This is a genomic window from Serratia sp. NA_112.1 (assembly GCF_052691715.1).
In genome coordinates this window covers 101,231-120,191 of record NZ_JBQZFO010000007.1, presented here as the reverse complement: position 1 = coordinate 120,191, position 18,961 = coordinate 101,231, and the positions used below count along the sequence as shown (strand labels likewise).

General features: G+C 53.2%; 18 protein-coding genes and 1 pseudogene. 9 read left to right on the top strand and 10 right to left on the bottom strand.

Annotated features, from left to right (window positions below; translation table 11 throughout):
- Positions 1–327 precede the first annotated feature (327 nt).
- Positions 328–1,668, top strand: coding sequence for an anaerobic C4-dicarboxylate transporter (locus ACUTQ5_RS15370; RefSeq protein WP_445651962.1), 1,341 nt, complete (start codon positions 328–330; stop codon positions 1,666–1,668).
- Between the two features lie 327 nt (positions 1,669–1,995).
- Here ACUTQ5_RS15370 and cspE read toward each other — a convergent pair whose 3' ends face one another.
- The 4 genes and pseudogenes from cspE to ACUTQ5_RS15350 all read right to left on the bottom strand — a co-directional run.
- The gene (gene cspE / locus ACUTQ5_RS15365) at positions 1,996–2,208 is read right to left on the bottom strand and encodes a transcription antiterminator/RNA stability regulator CspE (RefSeq protein WP_445651961.1); all 213 of its coding nucleotides are present in this window, start codon (positions 2,206–2,208) and stop codon (positions 1,996–1,998) included.
- A gap of 1,160 nt (positions 2,209–3,368) precedes the next feature.
- The gene (cbpM, locus tag ACUTQ5_RS15360; protein ID WP_261123881.1) at positions 3,369–3,674 is read right to left on the bottom strand and encodes a chaperone modulator CbpM; all 306 of its coding nucleotides are present in this window, start codon (positions 3,672–3,674) and stop codon (positions 3,369–3,371) included.
- Complete coding sequence (gene cbpA, locus ACUTQ5_RS15355) at positions 3,667–4,596, bottom strand: curved DNA-binding protein (protein WP_445651960.1); 930 nt, start codon at positions 4,594–4,596, stop codon at positions 3,667–3,669. The genes cbpM and cbpA overlap by 8 nt, the downstream gene beginning before the upstream one ends.
- Before the next feature lie 155 nt (positions 4,597–4,751).
- Positions 4,752–5,111 (bottom strand): annotated as a pseudogene (locus ACUTQ5_RS15350) (DUF308 domain-containing protein); the annotation flags it as partial.
- A gap of 147 nt (positions 5,112–5,258) precedes the next feature.
- Between ACUTQ5_RS15350 and ACUTQ5_RS15345 the strand changes: the two are divergent.
- On the top strand, positions 5,259–7,025 hold the full coding sequence (locus ACUTQ5_RS15345; protein ID WP_445652026.1) for an ABCB family ABC transporter ATP-binding protein/permease: 1,767 nt from the start codon (positions 5,259–5,261) through the stop codon (positions 7,023–7,025).
- A 45-nt stretch (positions 7,026–7,070) separates the two neighbouring features.
- On the opposite strand, the gene ACUTQ5_RS15340 is transcribed toward ACUTQ5_RS15345, so the two are convergent.
- A complete protein-coding gene (locus ACUTQ5_RS15340; RefSeq protein ID WP_445651959.1) occupies positions 7,071–7,460 on the bottom strand; it encodes a tautomerase family protein in 390 nt (129 codons plus the stop codon).
- A gap of 140 nt (positions 7,461–7,600) precedes the next feature.
- Here ACUTQ5_RS15340 and ACUTQ5_RS15335 point away from each other — a divergent pair, with 140 nt between their 5' ends.
- The gene (locus ACUTQ5_RS15335; protein WP_445651958.1) at positions 7,601–8,551 is read left to right on the top strand and encodes a LysR family transcriptional regulator; all 951 of its coding nucleotides are present in this window, start codon (positions 7,601–7,603) and stop codon (positions 8,549–8,551) included.
- A gap of 64 nt (positions 8,552–8,615) precedes the next feature.
- Here the strand turns inward: ACUTQ5_RS15335 and lldD are convergent, their stop codons facing one another.
- The 3 genes from lldD to ACUTQ5_RS15320 form a co-directional block, all read right to left on the bottom strand.
- Complete coding sequence (gene lldD, locus ACUTQ5_RS15330) at positions 8,616–9,758, bottom strand: FMN-dependent L-lactate dehydrogenase LldD (RefSeq protein WP_445651957.1); 1,143 nt, start codon at positions 9,756–9,758, stop codon at positions 8,616–8,618.
- Between the two features lie 23 nt (positions 9,759–9,781).
- Positions 9,782–11,362: an L-lactate permease gene (locus tag ACUTQ5_RS15325; RefSeq protein ID WP_445651956.1), complete on the bottom strand. Its 1,581-nt coding sequence runs from the start codon at positions 11,360–11,362 to the stop codon at positions 9,782–9,784.
- Between the two features lie 334 nt (positions 11,363–11,696).
- The gene (locus tag ACUTQ5_RS15320) at positions 11,697–12,617 is read right to left on the bottom strand and encodes a LysR family transcriptional regulator (protein WP_445651955.1); all 921 of its coding nucleotides are present in this window, start codon (positions 12,615–12,617) and stop codon (positions 11,697–11,699) included.
- A 153-nt stretch (positions 12,618–12,770) separates the two neighbouring features.
- Between ACUTQ5_RS15320 and ACUTQ5_RS15315 the strand changes: the two genes are divergently transcribed.
- The 3 genes from ACUTQ5_RS15315 (at position 12,771) to ACUTQ5_RS15305 (ending at position 15,112) form a co-directional block, all read left to right on the top strand.
- Complete coding sequence (locus ACUTQ5_RS15315) at positions 12,771–14,423, top strand: multidrug ABC transporter permease/ATP-binding protein (RefSeq protein ID WP_445651954.1); 1,653 nt, start codon at positions 12,771–12,773, stop codon at positions 14,421–14,423.
- 390 nt (positions 14,424–14,813) lie between these two features.
- Positions 14,814–14,927 carry a YmiA family putative membrane protein gene (locus ACUTQ5_RS15310; protein WP_445651953.1) on the top strand — a complete coding sequence of 38 codons (114 nt, stop codon included), beginning with the start codon at positions 14,814–14,816 and terminating at the stop codon, positions 14,925–14,927.
- 11 nt (positions 14,928–14,938) lie between these two features.
- Positions 14,939–15,112: a hypothetical protein gene (locus tag ACUTQ5_RS15305; protein WP_445651952.1), complete on the top strand. Its 174-nt coding sequence runs from the start codon at positions 14,939–14,941 to the stop codon at positions 15,110–15,112.
- Here the strand turns inward: ACUTQ5_RS15305 and ACUTQ5_RS15300 are convergent.
- Both ACUTQ5_RS15300 and ACUTQ5_RS15295 read right to left on the bottom strand, forming a co-directional pair.
- Entirely contained in the window at positions 15,102–15,434 is a 333-nt protein-coding gene (locus ACUTQ5_RS15300) for a hypothetical protein (RefSeq protein WP_445651951.1), read from the bottom strand. The genes ACUTQ5_RS15305 and ACUTQ5_RS15300 overlap by 11 nt on opposite strands.
- A 16-nt stretch (positions 15,435–15,450) precedes the next feature.
- On the bottom strand, positions 15,451–15,882 hold the full coding sequence (locus ACUTQ5_RS15295) for a hypothetical protein (protein WP_445651950.1): 432 nt from the start codon (positions 15,880–15,882) through the stop codon (positions 15,451–15,453).
- 518 nt (positions 15,883–16,400) lie between these two features.
- Here ACUTQ5_RS15295 and agaR point away from each other — a divergent pair.
- Genes agaR through agaV form a run of 3 tightly spaced genes read left to right on the top strand, consistent with a single transcriptional unit; the run spans position 16,401 to position 18,959 of the window.
- A complete protein-coding gene (agaR, locus tag ACUTQ5_RS15290; protein WP_445651949.1) occupies positions 16,401–17,174 on the top strand; it encodes a transcriptional repressor AgaR in 774 nt (257 codons plus the stop codon).
- A gap of 23 nt (positions 17,175–17,197) precedes the next feature.
- The gene (locus ACUTQ5_RS15285) at positions 17,198–18,481 is read left to right on the top strand and encodes a D-tagatose-bisphosphate aldolase, class II, non-catalytic subunit (protein WP_445651948.1); all 1,284 of its coding nucleotides are present in this window, start codon (positions 17,198–17,200) and stop codon (positions 18,479–18,481) included.
- Between the two features lies 1 nt (position 18,482).
- A complete protein-coding gene (agaV, locus tag ACUTQ5_RS15280; protein ID WP_445651947.1) occupies positions 18,483–18,959 on the top strand; it encodes a PTS N-acetylgalactosamine transporter subunit IIB in 477 nt (158 codons plus the stop codon).
- Positions 18,960–18,961 lie beyond the last annotated feature (2 nt).

Here is an 18,961-nt window from a genome sequence, read left to right as displayed (position 1 = left end):
GCTATGTTGAATGGTCTTATGAAGGAGGAGGAACGGCAGTCTGATATCGAACTGAGGGGACTTCTACGGCTTTCATCCTTGGGTGATGTCTCGTCGGCAGTCTTAAGGGATATTTATAGCTATATTTATTTACCGAGAATGATGGCAATTAATTTCTATTTTTTTTACAAAACAAACATAAAAATAACCGTATTTAAACAAACTGGTTTTCACTTGATTATCTGGTCTTTTTTAACTAAAAAAACTATCTATATGTGATCGCTATCCCTCAATGAAAATGAAAAGAAGTTAATTATTAACCTTCTTAACAATAATAATGAGGTTAGCATGTTATTTACCATTCAGCTTATTGTCATACTGATCTGTCTATTTTATGGGGCCAGGAAAGGTGGGATTGCACTGGGGCTGCTCGGCGGTATTGGATTAATCATCCTGGTTTTCGTTTTTCATTTACCCCCCGGGAAACCGCCGGTGGATGTCATGCTGGTTATCATTGCCGTAGTGGCCGCATCGGCGACGCTGCAGGCATCAGGTGGGCTTGACGTGATGCTGCAGATTGCCGAGCGTATGCTGCGCCGCAATCCTAAATATGTTTCCATTGTCGCTCCCTTCGTGACCTGCATCCTGACCATTCTTTGCGGCACCGGGCATGTGGTATACACCATTTTGCCGATTATTTATGATGTGGCAATCAAAAATAACATTCGCCCGGAAAGGCCGATGGCAGCCAGTTCTATCGGGGCACAGATGGGCATTATAGCCAGCCCGGTATCCGTCGCTGTGGTATCGCTGGTCGCCATGCTGGGTAATTTTACCTTCAATGGTAAACACCTCGAGTTCCTCGATTTGCTGGCCATTACTATTCCCTCGACCCTGTGCGGCATTCTTGCTATCGGTATCTTCAGTTGGTTCCGGGGTAAGGATCTGGATAAGGATGAAAAGTTCCAGAGCTTCATTTCAGACCCGGAAAACTATAAATACGTTTATGGCGACACGGCAACCTTACTGGATAAGAAATTGCCTACCAGCAACTGGGTAGCCATGTGGATTTTTCTGGCAACCATAGCCATTGTTGCGCTATTGGGCGCTTTTTCTGAACTGCGGCCATTAATTAATGGAAAACCACTTTCCATGGTATTGGTTATCCAGATGTTTATGCTGTGTGCAGGTGCAGTAATTATTATCGCGACCAAAACGAATCCGGCCAATATCTCAAAAAACGAGGTTTTCCGTTCAGGAATGATTGCCATAGTGGCGGTTTACGGTATTGCCTGGATGGCCGAAACCATGTTTGGCGCGCATCTGGAAGAGATAAAGTCTGTACTGGGAACCTTGGTGAAAGAGTATCCCTGGGCCTACGCGATCATTTTGCTGCTGGTTTCCAAGTTTGTTAACTCGCAGGCCGCTGCACTTGCCGCCATTGTCCCTGTCGCATTGGCTATCGGTGTTGATCCGGCCTATATCGTGGCCTTTGCCCCCGCCTGCTATGGCTACTATATATTACCCACCTACCCAAGCGATCTGGCGGCCATTCAGTTCGATCGCTCCGGGACAACCAACATCGGGCGGTTCGTCATCAACCACAGTTTCATCATGGTGGGTTTGATCGGAGTGTCCGTATCTTGCGTGATGGGTTGGGTGCTGGCTGCAGCATACGGCTTCTTGTAACGGGGTGGGCGCAACGCTGGATAATGCTGTTTGTTGATGAATCACTCTTTTTCTTAGATGTGAAATGCAAAAAACCCGCTCAAAGCGGGTTTCAGACTGATGACAAACCTCATTCCTGCCCAGAGCGAGTAGAGGCCGATAAACAAAAATCAGGAAAATCAATTTATTGATTTTCGGCTGCTCACCACAAAGCAGGAAAAACCACGCTTTTTCCTGCTTTGTCAGCAACCTAAAACCCGCTCAAAGCGGGTTTTTTTATCACTAATGCTTAACTGCTCAGGCTGGTGCCTTCATCGCTATCGTAAGTATTAGCGAGATTATCGGCGATTAAAGCGCGATAACATTAACAGCAGATGGGCCTTTAGCGCCGTTCTCAATCGAGAACTCTACATTCTGACCTTCATCCAAGGTTTTAAAATCGTTGCTCTGGATGGCGGAGAAATGTACGAAGACATCTTTGCTGCCATCTTGTGGAGTGATAAAGCCGAAGCCTTTGTCAGCATTAAACCATTTTACTAAACCAGTCATTTTGTTAGACATAGATATATCCTTTTCATTTTTTTGAGCCACTCAGCGTGGCGAACATGGCCTGTTTTGCAGATTTTTACTTATGGGGCACTTAGGAGGAGGCTCATGAAGAAGGGTATCTAGAGATAACGCTTGAACTGAGAACTGCTTTACTAAAACTGCTTTCATAAGGTCTGTGTTCCAAACCGATGCCGCCATAGTAGGCTTGGTTTGATTTATTAAGCAAGGATTAATTTTTTTAATGTCATTGGCAGGTCAATATTGCCTTGGCACCGCATGAGTGATGATGACAGGGCTCAGGCTGGGTGGCGGGCATCTTTTTATCGTCATGTGGCTGATGCATAAAAGATAAAAGCCCTGACAATGGTTGCCAGGGCTTTTAAGGTACTATCAACTTCAAATTTAACATTAATGAACTTACTGATTTCTTACTGCTAAGGTACTACCATTAAATGTACATGTTTATCACAGATAATATTAGGCGAACTAAAACCTCCCCTATATTTACCAGTTTACGTTTATCATCAATCTTAATAGATATTCAAAGATTGATGGCTCAACCAGGTACATCTCCCCTCGCGATATAGACTCTTTGATGCGTGGCCTCACCTCTATTGCGATCTGTTGCAAAAAACTGAAGAATCGCAAACAAAAAACAATTAGAACATAGCCTTACATCATCGCGTTTTGGTACACACCCTGCGATTGTAGGTACTGACTACATGGCCTGAAAGCGTCATCAATAGAGATTTTTGCTTTTCTCAATACCGATGCCCATACAAAAATGCTTCGTGGCCTTTATCGCAAAAATAACTGTAATAACTAATCTTCAATACTTCTACTATTATCAACTAGCTATTGTTGCGCTGTTGATGATTACTAATCTACTGGTTTTTTAAGGGGTGTCAATACTGTTTTTAATAACATGTTTTTAATGACATGTATTTATTAACAGTATTTATAATAATCATCGATTAAGCATCATGGAACGCTTATTTTCAGCCCAGAATCTGGAGCCTCAGGGGAATTTATTATGCTCGAAATTGGTTCGGCCAGGGCAGGGTAAAACTTATTTTTTATTAATTAAGGAAAAAAAATTATAGTTGGGGCAATAGGGAAAGGCAGCGCCTGACATCGCCCGCCGCCGAAGCCACGGGCTGGTTTTAACCCTATCAGGGCTTGCCGATGAAGCGGGCCAACCGTTGATGCAATTGGCTGTTTTCTTTACGCAAATGCTCAATTTCTTCCAGCAGCGTCAGCGTAACCGCAATACCGGGCCAATCCAGAGCCAGCTCGCGGTGCAACTGCTCTGCACGGTGGAAGGTGATTAAAGCACGATCGTCAAAGATCCACTCTTCAGTCGCGGGATCTCGCGGCTGGATCACACCCAGCCCGACAATTTCCGTTAGCTCATCCTGTGAAACACCGGTGTGCAGGCAAAACTCGGTAATGGTGAAAGTTACTGTTACGTTAGCCATTTTGCTTACTCCACTCTTTGCGTGGATCGAAGGTCTGCTGGGCTTCTGACAACTGTTGCCATAGCGCTGCGCTTTTTTCGTCCGACTTCGGTGGCATCATAACCTTGATCACGGCATACAAATCCCCGGTTTCTTTTTTGCCGACCAGGCCTTTTCCCTTGATGCGCAAGCGCTGCCCGGTTTGGCTACCGGCAGGAATGGTCAACAGGATACTGTCTTTCAGAGTAGGGACCGGCACCTTGGCGCCGAGCGCCGCTTCCCACGGGGCGACGGGCAGCACGATTTCCAGATTGTGACCGACGATGTCGAACAGTGGATGCGGAGCAATGCGGATGATCAGATACAGATCGCCGCTGGCGCCACCGTCAGTTCCTGGTCCGCCCTGGCCTTTCAGACGAATGCGTTCCCCATCGCCGACGCCGGCGGGGATTTTCACATTAAGGGTTTTAGGGATTTCCTGCTCCACTATGCCGAAAGCGTTATACACCGGCAGGGTGTAGCGAATAGTGCGGGTTTGCTCGGCCTGGGTTTCTTCCAGGAATATAGCCACTTCCATTTCAACATGTTGGCCGCGCATGCCCTGACGCCGCTGACGATGTTGCTGAGCACGGGCATGTTCGCCGAACATGGAGGAGAAAATATCGGAAAAATCTTCGGCGTTATGGGCACTGCCATGCTGTGTCTGGCGGCCAAAGTTGGGATCGTTACGGTGCTCCCGCAGTTGATCGTATTCGGCGCGGCGTTCGTCGTCTTTTAGCACTTCATAGGCTTCGGCGACCTGTTTGAACTGTTCTTCGGCATTCGATTCGGTGCTGACGTCGGGGTGATACTTTCGCGCCAGTCGGCGATAGGCAGTTTTGATTGCCTTGAGATCGTCCGCTGGCTTAACCCCTAAAATGGCGTAGTAGTCCTTGAATTCCATAGCGTTATCATCTCACTTCAATCTTTCGTCAGGGGGATAGTTGAACCTGTATTGGGTGAAACTTTACTCTTAGTCGGGTCGTTTGTCGTGGACGTACCGATGTAATCAGGTGGTTTGGCAAGCTAAAAGCGGAGCCGGGCGGCTCCGCAGCGGTATCACGTCCGTTTCAAGAGTCGGGCAACCTGGAATAGGCTGAAAGAACTGAACAGCATTTCAATGCCGACAATGGTGGTGACCAACACCACCGACGTCGCGGGATCGGCGCTAAGCAGCAGCCAGGCAATCGTCAGATCCAAAACGCCAATCACCAGTTGCAACCAACTGCCTTTAACTTCACGCAGCTTATAGCCGGCAATCAGCCGCACAATCCCGCCGATCATCGACCAGGTATTTTGCAGTCGGTTGGCAACCATGGCGAAAATCAGCCCGAATCCGCTCAGCAACAAAAAAATCTCCACAACCATACTGATTGTCGCGCCGGAGGCAAAGGGGCTGAACAGGCAGAAAAGGCCGCCTTGAGGATGATGCATGGCTGCGGTGTATTTCTTCCCGTATCAAAAAGAGCCGTCCAGGTGGATTAGGTAAGGTTTTTCATGGCATACGTGCCAGAATAGAGATAAAACCGATGCCGCTATGCTGAGCGAGATAATAGATATCCGATGATGGCTCCTTCCCGTTTGCTGAAATTCCTGCTGCCTTATCTTTGGCCTAAAGATAACCCCAAACTGCGTTATTACCTGGTTATCGCCTTTGCTTTCATGGTGATTTCCAAGGTCAGTATTACGCTGGTGCCGCTGGCATACAAAGCGATGATCGACTCCCTGAGTGGCGAAACCGCCAAAATACTGGCCATCCCCATAGGATTAATTTTGGCCTATGGCGTTGCCCGTATCGGCGGGGCGTTATTTGAAGAATTACGCAACGTGATGTTTGTGCATGTCAGCCAGAATGCAACCCGATTACTGGGGCTTCGGGTTTTCAGACAGTTGCACGCGTTGAGCCTGCGCTTTCACCTGGAGCGCCAAACCGGTGGGCTGTCGTTATCGATTGAACGCGGCACTCAGGCGGTGGCAACCGTGCTTTCGCGGCTGCTGTTCTCCATTTTCCCAATCCTGTTCGAAATCACCCTTGTCGCGGTGATCATGTGGCATCTGTTAAACGGTTGGTTTGCGCTGGCCATTTTGCTGACGGTCGGCTGTTATATCCTGTTTACCGTGATGGCAGTCAGTTGGCGCAGTCGCTTTCGGCGCGAGCTGAATCAGGCGAATGCCGATGCCAATACCAAGTCTATCGACAGCCTGCTCAATTATGAGACGGTAAAATACTTCGGTAACGAAGACTTCGAGGCCGAGCGTTTCAATATGTCGCGCCGGTTGTATGAATATGCCGCCATCAAAAACCAGTTCAGTTTTACCGCCCTGAACCTCGGGCAAACTGCCATTATTTCCATCGGACTGATCGTGATGATGGCGATGGCGGCGCAGGGTATTGTTCAGGGGCGCATGACGATTGGTGACTTTGTATTGGTGAATGCCTATCTTCTGCAACTTTATCAGCCGCTGAATTTCTTTGGTTTTATTTATGCCGAAGTCAGGCAGGCGCTGATCGATATGGAAAACATGTTCGATTTGTTGCAGGAAGAGCAGGAGATCGTCGATCGGCCGGATGCGAAGGCGTTACACCTGACTGCCGGCGAGGTGAGTTTCGACTCGGTCAGCTTTGGTTATGATGCGCGTAGACCGATCCTGAAAAACGTCAGCTTCACTATTCCGGCCGGTAACACGGTCGCGGTGGTCGGTGCTTCGGGGGCGGGAAAATCCACGCTGTCCCGGCTGCTGTTTCGTTTCTATGACGTGAGCGGTGGCTCGGTCTCGATTGACGGCCAGGATATCCGCAGCCTGAAACAAGCCAGCCTGCGCGCGGCGATCGGCATCGTGCCGCAAGACACTGTGTTGTTTAACGATACGTTGGGCTACAACATTGGCTACGGTAAAACCGGCTCGAGCCAGGAAGAGATCGAGCGGGCCGCCAGGTTGGCGCATATACATGAGTTTATCGTCAGCCTGCCCGACGGCTACCAGACCCGGGTGGGGGAGCGTGGGCTTAAGTTGTCCGGCGGTGAAAAGCAACGGGTGGCGATTGCCCGTACTATCCTGAAAAACCCGGCGATTTTGGTGTTTGACGAAGCGACCAGCGCACTGGATACCCAGACCGAACGCGAAATCCAGTCGCATTTGCGTGAAGTGAGCCGTGACCACACCACGCTGGTGATTGCGCACCGTTTATCGACGGTGGTCGACGCCGATGAAATTATCGTGCTGGAGGCCGGTGAAATCGTTGAGCGCGGTCGGCATGAAGCCCTGCTGGCAGCCAACGGCCGCTATGCCGCGATGTGGCAAAACCAATATAACGACGAACAGCAGCCCTGAGGGCGTTTAACCCCAGGCGGTAGATAACGCCTGGGGAATGGCCGGTTAAAGATCGCCGGTCAGATACTGCGCCACGCCGTTCGCGAAACTCCAGTCACCTTTGTCGTTAGTGGTGACAGACACCATCAGGTCACTGCCTTCAATCCCACAACTCTCCTTAAGCTCACGGCTGAGCTCGGCATAAAACCGCTGTTTCTGCTGTTCGGGCCGCGGGCTGGTAATCACCCGTACCACCACCAAATTGCGGGTGCGTGTCAGGTTCAGGCCGGTGTCTTCAATCACCATGTGATGAGCTTTGTTTTCATGAACAATCTGGTAGCGGTCACGTGGTGGCACCTCGAAGGCGCTGAGCACTGCACGGTGGGCGGCATCGAGCAGGGTTTTCAGTTCGACTTCGCTGCGGCCCTCAATGACTTCAAAGATAAGTAATGGCATTTTTATAATCCTGTCAGTGGGTTAATCTCGATGTGAGGCAGCGAGTTATCTTCGCCCTGGAGAACCTATCTTAGCGAAGCGCCGACAGGGGAAGAAGCGCTATACTTGAACTCATTGTTTATAAAAATGAACAGTCGACGATGAAAAACCCAAATGTAGAAACCCTGTGGACCCATTTGCACTGGCTCACCGTGCTGGCTGAGCAGGGGAGTTTTACCCGTGCGGCGGAACGGCTGGATGTCAGCAAAGCGGCGATGAGTCAAAAAATCAAAGAGATTGAAATGCTGGCCGGGGTGCCTCTGGTACAGCGCACGACTCGCAGCGTCAGGCTGACCGATGCCGGGCTGCGGTTGGTGGAGGAAGTGCGCCAGCCTTTCGCGCAGATAAAGCAGAGTTTTTCCGGCATTTGTGATTCGACCGGGCCGCTGCGTGGCTCGGTGCGGGTGACGGCACCGGTGGCATTTGCCCGCCAGCAGTTGGTGCCGCGCATTACCGGTTTTTTGCGTGCCAACCCAGAGGTACGGGTACAGCTTGAGGTGTCCGATCGGCTGGTGTCGTTAACCGGCGAAGGGTTCGATTTGGCGATCCGCCACAGTGACCAGCTGCCCGATACCCATGTTGCTTGGCGACTTTGCCCAACCGCCACCCTGGCGGTGGCGTCGGCGGATTATGTGCAGCGTCAAGGCATGCCGGTTTCACCGGCCGATCTGCAACGGCATCAGTGTCTTTATTATCCCCGCAGCAGTGAACCCCCAAGCTGGAGCTTTGTCGCCAAACAGGCAGCACAGAGCAAGACAGAAAAGATTCGGGTACCGGTCAGCGGCCCGTTTGCCACCAATAACAGCGAATCGATACGTGATGCGGCAGCGGAAGGCTTGGGCATTGCCCTGTTGCCAGACTTTAGTGCGCAGCAGGCATTGGCGGACGGCAGATTGATCGAGGTATTACCGGCCTGGCGGCCGGTCGATGCCTTTGCTGACAGTCTGTATGTGGTACGCCCTTATGCGCCGCAGGTCTCGCGGGTCGTGGCAGAATTCAGCCGTTATCTGCGCGGTGCCTTTGCCGGGGGCTTTTCGTCTGCCGGATGCTGAACTGCCAGCGTGACCACTCATCAAGGCTGGCGCAATGGTAAGGCTAATGATAAGAAGGATGTCATTAACGCAACCCCTGAACCAGCGAGTCGGTGTTAATGTCTGCAATGGTTTTCGCGCCGATCAGCGTCATGGCAACGCGCATTTCTTTATCGATCAGCTCGAGCAGGTTGGCGACGCCGGCCTGCCCGGCGGCGGCCAGCGCATAGGCAAAGGCACGCCCCAATAGCACGCCGTCGGCACCCAGAGCAATCATGCGCACCACGTCCAGCCCGCTGCGAATACCGGAGTCGGCCAGCAGAGTAATCTCGCCTTTAACCGCTTCGGCAATCGCCGGCAGCGCATGAGCGGTAGACAATACGCCGTCCAGCTGGCGGCCACCATGGTTGGACACCACAATACCGTCGGCACCAAAGCGCACTGCATCTTTGGCGTCTTCGGGATCCAAAATGCCTTTGATGATCATCGGGCCTTGCCAGAACTCGCGGATCCAGTCCAGATCCTTCCAGGAGATTGAGGGATCGAAGTTGGCACCCAGCCAGCCGATATAGTCTGCCAGACTGGTAGGTTTGCCGCGATAGGCCGAAACATTACCCAGATCGTGCGGCTTGCCGCACAGCCCTACGTCCCAGGCCCACTGCGGATGGGTCACCGCCTGTAGTATGCGGCGAGCGGCGGCATTGGGGCCACTCATGCCGGAGTGGGCGTCGCGGTAACGCGCACCGGGCACCGGCATATCGACGGTGAATACCAGGGTTTTCACCCCGGCGGCTTTGGCGCGTTCAAGCGCATTGCGCATAAAACCCCGGTCTTTCAATACGTACAGTTGGAACCACATTGGCCGATCGATTGCCGGTGCCACTTCTTCTATCGGGCATACCGAGACCGTTGACAGAGTAAAAGGGATGCCTTTCTGCGCGGCGGCTTTAGCCGCCTGCACCTCACCGCGGCGGGCGTACATACCGGTCAACCCGACCGGGCCGAGGATCACCGGCATCGCCAGTTTTTCACCGAACAGGCTGGTTTCCAGGCTGAGGTCGGACATATTGCGCAGTATGCGCTGGCGTAGCGCGATGCCCGCCAGGTCTTCCGTGTTGCGCCGCAGCGTATGTTCCGCGTAGGCCCCGCCGTCAATATAGTGAAACAGAAAAGGCGGGAGCTTAGCCTGAGCTGCGGCCCGGTAATCGGTGGAAGCGGAGATAATCATATTTTTACCTTATTTCTTTACGCTCAGAGAATCATGATCTGCGCCATCACTGCGGCGATTCCCCCGTACACCAGCAAGGGTAATACGGTTTTTTTAATAATTTTCCCCTCGGCATTGCCGATCCCGAGGATTGAGCAAACGGCGATAATATTGTTCAGGCATACCATGTTACCCATGGCACCGCCAACGGACTGTAGTGCCAGCGTCAGGTTGACGTTTAGCCCGCTGCTTAGGGAGATCGAATGCTGAATGCCGCCGAATGTCAGATTGGAAACGGTATTGGAGCCTGAAAAGAACGCTCCCAGGGCGCCGAGGAAGGATGAGAACAGCAGCCAGCTTTCTCCGGTAAGTGAGGCCAGTGTCTTGCCAATAAGGATCACCGGAGCCTTGTCGCCGCCCAGCATCATCAGGTTGACCATCACCAGGGCACCAAACAGGGCGATAAAGGGTTTGGCTATGCGCCCACCGGTTTCTGCGAACATTTGTTTTACCTGCCTGCCGTTCAGTCGGAACAGGGGAATGCACAGCAATACCACCAATAAAAAAGGAATTAATGCAGGGACATACAGTGTTTTGTAGCTGGCGGCGGCGGAAGTGCCTAACACCTGCTGCAATTCAACGATCAGAGCATTGCTGACGCGTAACTCGCCCAACCCGCTGAGCTTGCCCTGCCATAAAGGCGTGCTGCTATTGAGGAGTGCCTTAATCCCCAACTGGTGAATGCGCGTCACTATCAAAATAGCAATCAGCAGCAGAATTGGCGTCATTGCTTTTATTACTTGAATGAACTCCACCGGTTGGGAATCGGTTTTGCCTTCGCAACGGGTCAGGCCAACGCCGGTACGCGCGAACAGAACCGACAGCATCAGACCAATGGCACCGCCCACCAGAGCCGGGAATTCATAATTAACCTGGGCCAGCAACAGATAAGGCACCGTACAACTTAAGACGCTGAGTAAAATAAAGGGCAGATTGAGGCGAATTTCACTCCAGGAAACGATAAAGCGCAGGGCCAGTAATGGGATAACAAATCCGGCGACAAAGTGGATCAACGCAGTCTGACGGCCAATTTCCAGCAGGCTGGCGTCGGACAAGCCCAAGTTGGCAAAGCCGAACCAGGTAGGGGTACCGACGGCACCGAAGGAGACGGGAACCGAGTTCATGATCAGCGTCAGCAGCGTTACGCGCAGGGGGTTAAAGCCCAACCCAACCAGAATGGGCGCGGCAATGGCGGCTGGGGTGCCAAACCCGCTGGCACCTTCAATCATAAAGGCAAATGCCCAGCCGATGATCATTAACTGGGCTACAGGGTTAGGGCTGATATTTTCCAGCCAACGGCGAACCACATTTTCCGCACCGCTGATTTGCATCAGTTTATTGAGCAAGATTGCACCGGCAATGATGGTTATCGGGGTGAAAACCGATACCAGTGCGGTGATGATATTGGCGTGCAACAGCAGTGGCAGACTATCGAACCAAAACATCTGCACCCCATACACCACGGCGGCCGTTAAGGGAAGCGCGATATAAGAGGGAATACCGCGTTTTTTGGTCATCATCCAAATCAGCAGGACGATGGGCGCAATACTGAAAAGTAGGGACATAGAAGCCTCAGCGTTATTATTGTTATTTGTGGAGGTATGTAGCCGAAAGGTTAATTACCGCAACATTTTCATTCTAATCACAACGCTGGCTGATGTTCTATTCTGCAATTTTCCAAAATGGAGAGATGGGGCGATATAGCGACTTTTCGGAACCTTTCTTTATCAAGGGATGCGTTTTTATTGTATTAAAAATCAGATGGATAGAATAAATCATTGTGTGATGAATGTGTGAGATCACATTGATTACACAACAATTATCAATGGATTATATTCAAATGTGGGGTAATCCCGTTGGCTCGCTCACGAGCCGGGCAGAATAATTATGTGACCCACTTCAAAAATAGTGGCTGATATTTTGGTAGGCGGTGATGATATGTTCGGTTAATAAACGGGTCTTTAACGGCAAATTGCGGGTGTAAGGGTAAACTGCATAAACGCCTAATACCTTGCCGCAGTGGCCGCTCAAAACCTCCACCATGGTACCTTCTTGTAAATCCTTGTACACCATGCAGCGTGGCACCATGGCAATGCCATAACCGCCGAGCACCGCTTTGCGGATCGCCCTGGCATTATTGGCGGACAGGTTGCCCTTGACCTGCAGTTCGTAAATCTCGTTGCTGCCTGGCTGCTTCATCAACCAGTTGTCGGTACCGCTTTCCTGATAGGTATAGGTCAGGCAGTTATGCTTGAGCAGGTCGCCTGCTGCTTGCGGCTCAGAATATTGTTGCAGATAGCTGGGCGAGCATACGATCACCCAGCGAGAGTTCAGGATCGGACGGGCAATCAGGCTGGAATCCGGCAGGGTGCCGGTGCGGATCGCCAGATCTATCCCTTCATTAACCAGATCGACGAAGCGATTTTCCAGCCGCATTTCCACTTTCAGGTTCGGGTGAAGGGTACAGAATTCCGCCACGCTTTCACTTAACAACAATTCCCCTGAAATGGTCGGCACCGACATGCGGATGATGCCGGTCAGTTCATCACTGTTTTCACTGATGACGTTCAAGGCTTCCTGAGTTTTTGCGCTGATTTCTTTGGCCTGACGATACAGGCTTTGGCCGTTTTCGGTTAGCGTCAGGCTGCGGGTGGTGCGGTACAGCAGGCGTGCGCCGAGGGACTTTTCCAGGCGACCGATGCGTTTGCTAACCACCGAACTGGTGATACCGGCGGTTTCAGCGGCTTTGCTGAAAGAACCACAGTCCACAATCAGGGCGAACAGGATCAGGTCGTTGGCATATTCATGTGTGGGTAACATCGGTGGGGTTTTTCCTCGTCCCGGAGTAACCGCCAGTGTAAATCCTCAGGTTCAGGAAGCCAACGCCGGCGACAAAATGAGAATTGTTATTGATATCACTTTTTGGCCGCTTACAATGCCTGCCATCTCAAGATTTCAGGTTAAGGGTTCTTCATGGAGTTGCTACGGGTGGTTTACCGCCAGTATCGCTGGCCGTTTCTGGCGGTAATGGCGTTGACCATGGCCAGTGCGGCACTGGGTATAGGCATCATCGCCTTTATAAATTTGCGGCTGATGACGGTGGCGGGCAACCCGCTGGCGGTATTGCCGGAGTTCCTCGGGCTGCTGGCGTTGCTGATGGTAGTCACGCTGGGTTCGCAACTGGCGCTGACCACGCTCGGCCACCATTTTGTGTTCCGGCTGCGCGGCCAACTGGTGAAACAGATCCTGGATACCGATATTGAGCGGATAGAGCAACTAGGCAGCGCCTCACTGTTGGCGAGCCTGGCCAGTGATATACGTAATATCACCATTGCCTTTGTTCGCCTGCCGGAGCTGGTGCAAGGGGTGATATTGACGCTGGGGTCGGCGGCCTATCTGGGCTGGTTATCTCCGCAGATGCTGGCGGTCACTGCCGTTTGGGTCGCGGTGACGGTATTGGGCAGCGGGTGTCTGGTATCGCGGGTGTATCGTCATTTGACCAGCGTGCGAGAGGCTGAAGAGCACCTCTATGAACACTATCAGTCTGCGATTGAAGGCCGCAAAGAGCTGGCATTGAACCGCGATCGTGCAAAAGCGCTATACCGGCAGGCCTACCAGCCGGATGCCGAAGATTATCGGCAGCACATCATCCGCGCCGATACCTACCATCTCAGTGCGGTGAACTGGTCGAATATCATGATGCTGGGTGCGATTGGTTTGGTGTTTTATATGGCCAACAGCCTGGGCTGGGCCGATACTACTGTCGCGGCAACTTACTCGCTGACGTTGCTGTTCCTGCGTACCCCGTTGCTGCAGGCTGTGGGGGCATTCCCGACGCTGATTGCTGCCGAAGTCGCCTTCGGCAAGGTCAAAGCGCTGCGACTTGCCGATTATCAACCCGAGTTTCCTGCGGTAGCAGCCAAAGCCTGGCAAACCCTGGAGCTGCGCGATGTGATGTTCCACTATGGCGCGACGGAGCAAAAAGCGGGTTTCGCCGTTGGGCCGATTGACTTGACCTTGCAACGCGGTGAACTGGTCTTCCTGATTGGCGGCAACGGCAGTGGTAAATCGACGCTGGCGATGTTGTTGACCGGGTTATATCAGCCGGTCAGTGGGCAAATCTTGCTGGATGGCATTGTGCAAACTGCGGCTGATATGCCCGACTACCGCCGCTTGTTTTCCGCCATTTTTACCGACTTTCATCCGTTCCACCATTTGCAGGGGCCGGAAGGCGAGCAGCCGGATGCCGAACTGGTGGAAAGCTGGCTTAACCATTTGAACATGAAAAGCAAATTGCAATTCGACGGCCTGCGGGTTACCAATCCGCAGTTATCGCAGGGGCAGCGCAAGCGTCTGGCGCTGTTGCTGGCGGTGGCAGAGCAGCGGGATATTTTGCTATTGGACGAATGGGCGGCGGATCAGGATCCGCAATTTCGCCGAATATTCTATCGTGAACTGCTACCGCAGTTACGCGCTTTGGGCAAAACGGTATTTGCCATCAGCCATGACGATCATTACTTCGAACATGCCGACCGGCTGCTGCAAATGCGTGACGGGCGACTCAGCGAGTTGACCGGCAGCGAGCGTGAACGTGCCAGCAAGGACTCGGTTTCGCAGATTGACTGATATTAATATCACCCAGCCTGCACTATTGGGCTGGGTGATACATTCTCCTTGCAGGGCGCTATCCGCTCAAACCAGCATATCCCCCACTTCAGGCTTGCCCTCCGGCCCAAATTGTTGCCAGTTTAACTTAAGTTATGCTGATTAATTATGTGAGTAGTGGTTTAATTTTGATCTATCTGCTTGTGTCACACTGCTGCTTGTCGATTAATCCACCCCAACGTTATCGGCAATGACCTGACTAATTTTGTTGTCTTTCTGCCGCCCAACTGACGTTAGGTGTATGACTAGCAGGTATTTTTTAAATTTCCATAGGAAAAAACCTCTTTATTGATCGTTTAAATAGATCAATAATTGGATTTTGATCAGTTTAATCTATTATGTGGAGCGGCAGTGATAAGCAAGGATGACGCGGATATCAAACGTAAAGCTTGGCTGTGCGTATTTATCGGCTGCGGGGTGTTTTGGCTGGCCATCGCCGCCGTGATTTATTGGCTGCTTATTTAGGAAACAAATCGATGGACAAAAAACGCGTCAAGAAGAAAGGGGGCGCCCGGGATGACAGCCCGGTCAAGATCCCCCCTTCCTGGCAGTTGACCCAACAACAACGAGACTTTATCAACGATCTCTGGCAGGACGATGCCACGGAGTCCGTACCGAAACCGGCCACCCGGCCCGGCGTTAACGAATAACCCGATTGCGTCCGGCCAATATGCCGAACAGCGTCGGCCCCAGTGCGGCCAGCAAATAGCCTACCGATTGCGCCATGCCTGACCGTTGCGTAGCCTGGTGATGATGGCTGCTGCGCAGGCCAAAGAACGACAGCGCCAGTACCAAAGAACTTCCCGCCCCCAGACCGGCAAAGATCAACCATATCAGAGAATAGGCTGGCAGAAGCAGCAGCCTGGCGACGCCGGTAAAAATCAGCAGTGAGCTGCACAGCGCAATAGCCCGCTGATTGCGTGCGCGCGGCAGAATAAATACCATGACAAAGTTGGCGGCGATTGCCACCACCTGATAGATAAACAGCTCAAAAACCGCCTGCTGCGGCGCGGCCTGGAAAGTCGCGTTTCACCAGCGTCGGTAAGATCACGTTGGCAAAGGCGATGGTTGCGCCGATCAGGACAGTACCCAGCCATAACATGCCGGGTTGTGCGATGCCAATCACCAGCAGTAGCAGCGTCATACCGAGCGTGCGTTCAATCCCCAGGTGTTTGGCCAGGCCGGGAGTGACCGGCGACAGCACGGCAAACAGGATCAACGGCAGCGAATTAAGCAGACCGGCCGAGGTAGAGGACAGCAACAACTGCTGCTGGATCTGTTCCAGTAACGGCCCGACGCTGGTTAGCGCGGCGCGCAGGTTGGCCGCGACCAGCATAATGTCGGTGACCAGTAATAATGGGGGGCGTAAACGGCTGCGTTTTAGCGGGGCAGCCGTTGGGGGTAAGTCGGATTGGGGCACCAGTTCCTCGCACCGGGGCAGGCAGGCAGTCAATCAATACTGCATGGCATGATGCGTTGATTGACGTTAACGCTTACGTACCGGCAGGGGGCCGATATCTGCGCGCAAGTGTAGGGAAGAACCCCTAGCCTGACAAGAAGCAGGTTTTGCGACAAATGCGCCATTTCGGCGTCTGCGACACAATGCCGGGAGGGGATAATTGCTGTTATGTGATCCCGATCACCTGATGAACTAAAAGTCGGCCAGCCGGCCCGCAAAGTCGCCGCTTTCGTTTGCTGCTGTGCTTTGGGAGCTGCATCCCGGCAACCGCGCCTGCCCTGATATTTCACTTTGCCTTTCACTGCCGCTTAATATTTTCACTTCATTTCGATCCGAAAGGTTTTTAGCCTCTTTTTCTGCTAAAACAGCGCTGTAACCCCGATCACAATTTCATTGCTTTCGCTTTGCTGTAATGCCAGCGCAGTAGAGCGAAAGCCATCTTCTCCCCGGCCCGGCCGGAAACCTGAGGACCGCAGCTCATGCCAGTGAATACCGCCAAGCGACGTGAACACATTATCGATCTGTTATGCGAGCACGGTAGCGTGCGCGTGGAGCAGCTCAGCAAACAGTTTGCAGTATCCACGGTGACGATCCGCAACGATCTGCGCTTTCTGGAACGAAAAGGGTGCGCGCTGCGGGCCTATGGCGGCGCGATGCTCAATCAGCAATTCGCCTTCGATCGCCCATTGCATGACAAAGGGCGATTAAACCGCGACGTGAAGTCGCAGATCGCAAGCGTAGCGGCAAGCTATGTGCGTGATGGCGACGCGCTGATCCTCGATTCCGGTTCCACCACTACCCAGATAGTGCCGTTCCTCAAAGGACGACGCGATCTGGTGGTGATGACCAATGCGTTGAACATTGCCTATGAGCTTTCAGGTCACGATGGGGTGGAGGTAATGGTGTTGGGCGGCAGCGTGCGCCGTAACTCCTATTCGCTCTACGGTCCGGCTGCCGAGCAGCAATTGCGCCAGTACCGCTTCGACAAACTGTTTTTGGGCGTCGACGGTTTCGATCTGGTTGCCGGTATCACCACGCCTCATCCCGGTGAGGCCCACCTCAATCGCGTGATGTGCGAGGTGGCGCGCGAGATCATCGCCGTGGCAGATGCCAGCAAGTTTGGTCGCAAGAGCTTTTGCATGATCCGCGAAGCCGGACAAATTCATCGGCTGATTACCGACAGCCTTCTTCCGGACGATTACGAGCGGGCGTTAACCGAGTTGGGCGTGGAGGTTGTCATCGCCGATCGGTAATAGGGCGTCTGCGTGGGGGTTTCATGCAGCAGTTGTTAAAGCTTGTTGAGCAGCACAAGGCCGGAAAACCGGTTGGCGTTTTTTCCGTTTGTTCCGCTCACCCTTGGGTGCTGAAAGCGGCCCTGCGGCAGGCCAGGGCGCGTGGCACGCCGGTGCTGGTTGAGGCCACCTCGAATCAGGTCAATCAGTTTGGTGGTTACACCGGCCAGACGGCGCAGCAGTTCCGCGATGCGCTGTGGCAACTGGCGGATGAAGTCGGGCTGTCGCGTGACCGCCTATGGCTGGGGGGCGATCATCTCGGTCCCAATGCCTGGCAGGATAGACCGGCAGAAGAAGCGATGCAGCTGGCGGAAACGCTGATCGACGATTATGTCCGCGCCGGTTTTCGCAAAATTCACCTCGATTGTTCCATGTCCTGCGTGGGCGACCCTTTCCCACTGAATGATGAAACCGTGGCCGTTCGTGCGGCCCGGCTGTGCAGCGTCGCGGAACGCGCCTGGCAGGAAAGCGGCGGCGAGCCACCGGTGTATGTCATAGGTACCGAAGTGCCGGTGCCGGGCGGCGCGCAGGAGGCGCTGGAAGGCATGCAGGTAACAACGCCGCAGGCGGTGCAGCAAACGCTTGAGGTACATCGCCTGGCCTGGCAGCGGGCGGAGCTGGTCGACGCCTGGAGGCGAACCATTGCGCTGGTGGTACAGCCGGGTGTGGAGTTTGATCATCACAGCGTAGAACACTACCAACCTCAACGGGCCCATGAACTTAGCCGCTTTATCGAACGGCAGCCGGGCATGGTCTACGAGGCGCATTCAACGGATTACCAACCCCCGCAGGCCTACCGGCAACTGGTTGGCGACCATTTCGCCATCCTGAAAGTCGGTCCGGCGCTGACATTTGCCCTGCGTGAGGCGCTGTTCGCCCTGGATCATATTGAACGTGAATGGCTGGGCGAACATCAGTCGGCGCAACTGTGCGCCACGCTGGAACAGGTGATGCGCGAGCAGCCGCAGCAGTGGAGTCGCTACTACCACGGCAATCCACATCAACAGTATATCGACCGCCATTACAGCCTGAGCGACCGGGTGCGTTACTACTGGCCGCAGCCACAGGTTCAGCAGGCGGTTGAGCGGCTAATTGACAACCTGCGCCGCAATCCGGTGCCGTTGGCGCTGTTAAGCCAGTATCTGCCCGACCAGGCCCGTGCGATGAATGCCGGCGAACTGAGCGAGGATCCGCAGGACTGGGTGATGCATAAGGTCACGCAGGTACTTAATGATTATCACGCCGCCTGCTACCCGGAGGTGCACTGAAATGCCGAATATCCTGATGACCCGCATTGATAACCGACTGGTCCATGGCCAGGTCGGCGTTACCTGGACCAACACCCTGGGGGCCAATCTGGTGGTGGTGGCCAACGATGAAGCGGCGGCCGATCCGGTGCAGCAGAACCTGATGGATATGGTAGTGGCTGAGGGGGTGCAGACACGTTACTTCACGCTGCAGAAAACCATCGACGTGATCCACAAGGCGGCAGATCGCCAGAAGATCTTTTTGGTGTGCAAAACGCCGCAGGATGTTTTGCGGCTGGTACAGGGCGGGGTGCCGATCCGTTTCGTCAATGTCGGCAACATGCATTTCGTCGAGGGCAAGCGGCAGGTGCATAAAACGGTCTCGCTGGATGAGGGTGACGTGGCCGCCTTTCGCGAACTGGCGGCGCTGGGCGTCGAATGTGAGGTGCGCAGGGTGCCGGATGAAGCGGGTGAGCCTGTCGGCAAACTGCTGTTTTGAGT

Excerpts from the sequence above, each read along its gene's own strand:
- ACUTQ5_RS15370 (WP_445651962.1), top strand. The coding sequence starts at position 328 with ATGTTATTTACCATTCAGCTTATTGTCATACTGATCTGTCTATTTTAT.
- cspE (WP_445651961.1), bottom strand. The coding sequence starts at position 2,208 with ATGTCTAACAAAATGACTGGTTTAGTAAAATGGTTTAATGCTGACAAA.
- cbpM (WP_261123881.1), bottom strand. The coding sequence starts at position 3,674 with ATGGCTAACGTAACAGTAACTTTCACCATTACCGAGTTTTGCCTGCAC.
- cbpA (WP_445651960.1), bottom strand. The coding sequence starts at position 4,596 with ATGGAATTCAAGGACTACTACGCCATTTTAGGGGTTAAGCCAGCGGAC.
- ACUTQ5_RS15345 (WP_445652026.1), top strand. The coding sequence starts at position 5,259 with ATGGCTCCTTCCCGTTTGCTGAAATTCCTGCTGCCTTATCTTTGGCCT.
- ACUTQ5_RS15340 (WP_445651959.1), bottom strand. The coding sequence starts at position 7,460 with ATGCCATTACTTATCTTTGAAGTCATTGAGGGCCGCAGCGAAGTCGAA.
- ACUTQ5_RS15335 (WP_445651958.1), top strand. The coding sequence starts at position 7,601 with ATGAAAAACCCAAATGTAGAAACCCTGTGGACCCATTTGCACTGGCTC.
- lldD (WP_445651957.1), bottom strand. The coding sequence starts at position 9,758 with ATGATTATCTCCGCTTCCACCGATTACCGGGCCGCAGCTCAGGCTAAG.
- ACUTQ5_RS15325 (WP_445651956.1), bottom strand. The coding sequence starts at position 11,362 with ATGTCCCTACTTTTCAGTATTGCGCCCATCGTCCTGCTGATTTGGATG.
- ACUTQ5_RS15320 (WP_445651955.1), bottom strand. The coding sequence starts at position 12,617 with ATGTTACCCACACATGAATATGCCAACGACCTGATCCTGTTCGCCCTG.
- ACUTQ5_RS15315 (WP_445651954.1), top strand. The coding sequence starts at position 12,771 with ATGGAGTTGCTACGGGTGGTTTACCGCCAGTATCGCTGGCCGTTTCTG.
- ACUTQ5_RS15305 (WP_445651952.1), top strand. The coding sequence starts at position 14,939 with ATGGACAAAAAACGCGTCAAGAAGAAAGGGGGCGCCCGGGATGACAGC.
- agaR (WP_445651949.1), top strand. The coding sequence starts at position 16,401 with ATGCCAGTGAATACCGCCAAGCGACGTGAACACATTATCGATCTGTTA.
- ACUTQ5_RS15285 (WP_445651948.1), top strand. The coding sequence starts at position 17,198 with ATGCAGCAGTTGTTAAAGCTTGTTGAGCAGCACAAGGCCGGAAAACCG.
- agaV (WP_445651947.1), top strand. The coding sequence starts at position 18,483 with ATGCCGAATATCCTGATGACCCGCATTGATAACCGACTGGTCCATGGC.